Source organism: Legionella sp. W10-070 (assembly GCF_900640175.1).
Classification (GTDB): domain Bacteria; phylum Pseudomonadota; class Gammaproteobacteria; order Legionellales; family Legionellaceae; genus Tatlockia.
Genome location: NZ_CAAAJC010000048.1, coordinates 1 through 3,626 on the forward strand (window position 1 = coordinate 1; position 3,626 = coordinate 3,626).

Sequence of the window (3,626 nt, forward strand, 5' to 3'; positions counted from 1 at the left end):
AAAAAAGCCCTGGCGATGACCTACTTTCACATGGGGAGACCCCACACTATCATCGGCGCGGGTCTGTTTCACTTCTGAGTTCGAGATGGATTCAGGTGGTTCCAGACCGCTATGGTCGCCAGGAAAAACGGTATCCTTCAGGAAGCGGCTTGTCTTATTAGCAAGCCAACCCCTTCAGGCTGGTAAAGAAGTAATCGGTAACAGGAACAATTTTTGAAAGAAGTTCTTTCACTTCCTCCTCGTATCGTCTTTCATAACCTCAAACCAATTCAGGTTATATGGTCAAGACAATCAGCCAATTAGTACGAGTTAGCTTCACACATTACTGCGCTTCCACACCTCGCCTATCAACGTCGTAGTCTTCAACGGGCTTCATGGGAAAACTCATCTTGAGGGAGGCTTCCCGCTTAGATGCTTTCAGCGGTTATCCCGTCCGAACTTAGCTACCCGGCAATGCAACTGGCGTCACAACCGGTACACCAGAGGTTCGTCCACTCCGGTCCTCTCGTACTAGGAGCAGCTCCTCTCAATTTTCCTACGCCCACGGCAGATAGGGACCGAACTGTCTCACGACGTTCTAAACCCAGCTCGCGTACCACTTTAAATGGCGAACAGCCATACCCTTGGGACCTGCTTCAGCCCCAGGATGTGATGAGCCGACATCGAGGTGCCAAACACCGCCGTCGATATGAACTCTTGGGCGGTATCAGCCTGTTATCCCCGGAGTACCTTTTATCCGTTGAGCGATGGCCCTTCCATTCAGAACCACCGGATCACTAAGACCTACTTTCGTACCTGCTCGAGCCGTCACTCTCGCAGTCAAGCACCCTTTTGCCTTTACACTCTTGGTACGATGTCCGACCGTACCGAGGGTACCTTTGTGCTCCTCCGTTACTCTTTGGGAGGAGACCGCCCCAGTCAAACTACCCACCATACACTGTCCTCATCCAGGATTACTGGACCAAGTTAGAACCTCAATCATAACAGGGTGGTATTTCAAGGTCGGCTCCATGCAAACTGGCGTCTGCATTTCTTAGCCTCCCACCTATCCTACACAGTCATCATCAAAGTCCAGTGCAAAGCTGTAGTAAAGGTTCACGGGGTCTTTCCGTCTAGCCGCGGGTACACTGCATCTTCACAGCGATTTCAATTTCACTGAGTCTCGGGTGGAGACAGTGTGGCCATCGTTACGCCATTCGTGCAGGTCGGAACTTACCCGACAAGGAATTTCGCTACCTTAGGACCGTTATAGTTACGGCCGCCGTTTACCGGGGCTTCGATCAACCGCTTCGGATTGCTCCTGACAGCATCAATTAACCTTCCGGCACCGGGCAGGCGTCACACCCTATACGTCTTCTTACGAATTGGCAGAGTGCTGTGTTTTTAATAAACAGTCGCAGCCACCTGGTCTCTGCGGCCCTCTCATGCTTCTCTATGTAAAATAAATAACACAAAAGGGCGTACCTTCTCCCGAAGTTACGGTACCATTTTGCCTAGTTCCTTCACCCGAGTTCTCTCAAGCGCCTTAGTATTCTCTACCTGTCCACCTGTGTCGGTTTCCGGTACGGTTCTCTATAAGTTATGGCTAGCAGCTTTTCCTGGAAGCTTGGCATCAATGACTTCCCCACACCCTAAAGGGTCAGGACCACTCAGCACCTCAGCGTTAACAAAAAACCGGATTTGCCAGGTCTTTCCGCCTACATGCCAGTACCAGGACAACCAACGCCCGGCTCACCTAGCCTTCTTCGTCCCCACTTCACCACTTATAAAAAGTCCAGGAATATTAACCTGGTTCCCATCGACTACGCTCTTCAGCCTCGCCTTAGGGGCCGACTCACCCTGCTCCGATTAACGTCGTGCAGGAAACCTTGGACTTCCGGCGAGAGGGCTTTTCACCCTCTTTATCGTTACTCATGTCAGCATTCGCACTTCTGATACCTCCAGCACACTTCTCAATGCACCTTCTTCAGCCTACAGAACGCTCCCCTACCACATGTACTCTAAGTACACATCCGCAGCTTCGGTGGATAGTTTTAGCCCCGTTACATCTTCCGCGCAGGCCGACTCGACCAGTGAGCTATTACGCTTTCTTTAAAGGATGGCTGCTTCTAAGCCAACCTCCTGGCTGTCTGGGCCTTCCCACATCGTTTCCCACTTAACTATCACTCAGGGACCTTAGCTGGCGGTCTGGGTTGTTTCCCTCTTCACGACGGACGTTAGCACCCGCCGTGTGTCTCCCGTGATTCAATTGGCCAGTATTCGGAGTTTGCATCGGTTTGGTAAGCCATGACAGCCCCCTAGCCGAAACAGTGCTCTACCCCCGGCAATCACTCACGAGGCGCTACCTAAATAGCTTTCGGGGAGAACCAGCTATCTCCGGGCTTGATTAGCCTTTCACTCCTAGCCACACCTCATCCGATAATTTTTCAACATTACCCGGTTCGGACCTCCAGTTGGTGTTACCCAACCTTCATCCTGGGCATGGCTAGATCGCCCGGTTTCGGGTCTACTCACAGCGACTCGCGCCCTATTCAGACTCGATTTCTCTACGGCTTCCTTATGCAGTTAACCTCGCCACTGAAAGTAACTCGCTGACCCATTATACAAAAGGTACGCAGTCACCCAACCTAAGTCAGGCTCCCACTGCTTGTACGCAAACGGTTTCAGGTTCTATTTCACTCCCCTCTCCGGGGTTCTTTTCGCCTTTCCCTCACGGTACTGGTTCACTATCGGTCAGTAAGGAGTATTTAGCCTTGGATGATGGGCCACCCATCTTCAACCAGGATTTCTCGTGTCCCAGCCTACTTGTTCGTATGCTTAGTTCCTCATCAATGCTTCGTATACGGGACTTTCACCCCCTGCGGTCAGCCTTCCCAGACTGTTCTACTCACATCAATAATAAATCATACCAGGCTCCTCCCCTTTCGCTCGCCGCTACTCAGAGAATCTCTCTTGATTTCTTTTCCTTTGGGTACTTAGATGTTTCAGTTCCCCAAGTTCGCTTCTGCAACCTATTTATTCAGTCGCAGATGACCTACTCGCGTAAGCCGGGTTCCCCCATTCGGACATCTCTGGGTCAACGCTTGTTTCCAACTCGCCAGAGCTTTTCGCAGGATTCCACGTCCTTCTTCGCCTCTTACTGCCTAGGCATCCACCGTTTGCGCTTCTCTTCTTGACCATATAACCTCAATCAAATCAAAGTCATATCAATCACAATACTAATCGCTTGTGTTACCTCTTCTTTACCATATTGTTAATGAACTTCCGGCTTAACCAGATTAAAATACCCATAAGGATACTTTAATCTAATCAATCCTACTGATTGGTGGGTCTGAGTGGACTTGAACCACCGGCCTCACCCTTATCAGGGGTGCGCTCTAACCAGCTGAGCTACAGACCCAATCTTTTTCAGACAATCTTTATTTTAGCTTCTGTTATTAATGCATTTCTGCACCGATACATTGATTAAAAAAGACTGCCAACCCGTCAAGGCAGGCATTTAGCTTGCCAATTTCCGGATGCTCGGTTCTTTTCTGAAAACAAACTGTGTTGGGCGCTTTAAGTCGTCGTGCCTCTTCTATTAAGGAGGTGATCCAGCCGCAGGTTCCCCTACGGCTACCTTGTTA

The 3,626-nt window shown here is 50.2% G+C and carries 1 tRNA gene and 2 rRNA genes; all 3 read right to left on the reverse strand.

Annotation, left to right across the window (positions count from 1 at the left end):
• Positions 1-7: 7 nt before the first annotated feature.
• Positions 8-123, reverse strand: a 5S ribosomal RNA gene (gene rrf, locus E1O65_RS12290).
• 155 nt (positions 124-278) lie between these two features.
• Positions 279-3,178, reverse strand: a 23S ribosomal RNA gene (locus E1O65_RS12295).
• 145 nt (positions 3,179-3,323) lie between these two features.
• Positions 3,324-3,400 (reverse strand) — tRNA-Ile (locus tag E1O65_RS12300).
• Positions 3,401-3,626 lie beyond the last annotated feature (226 nt).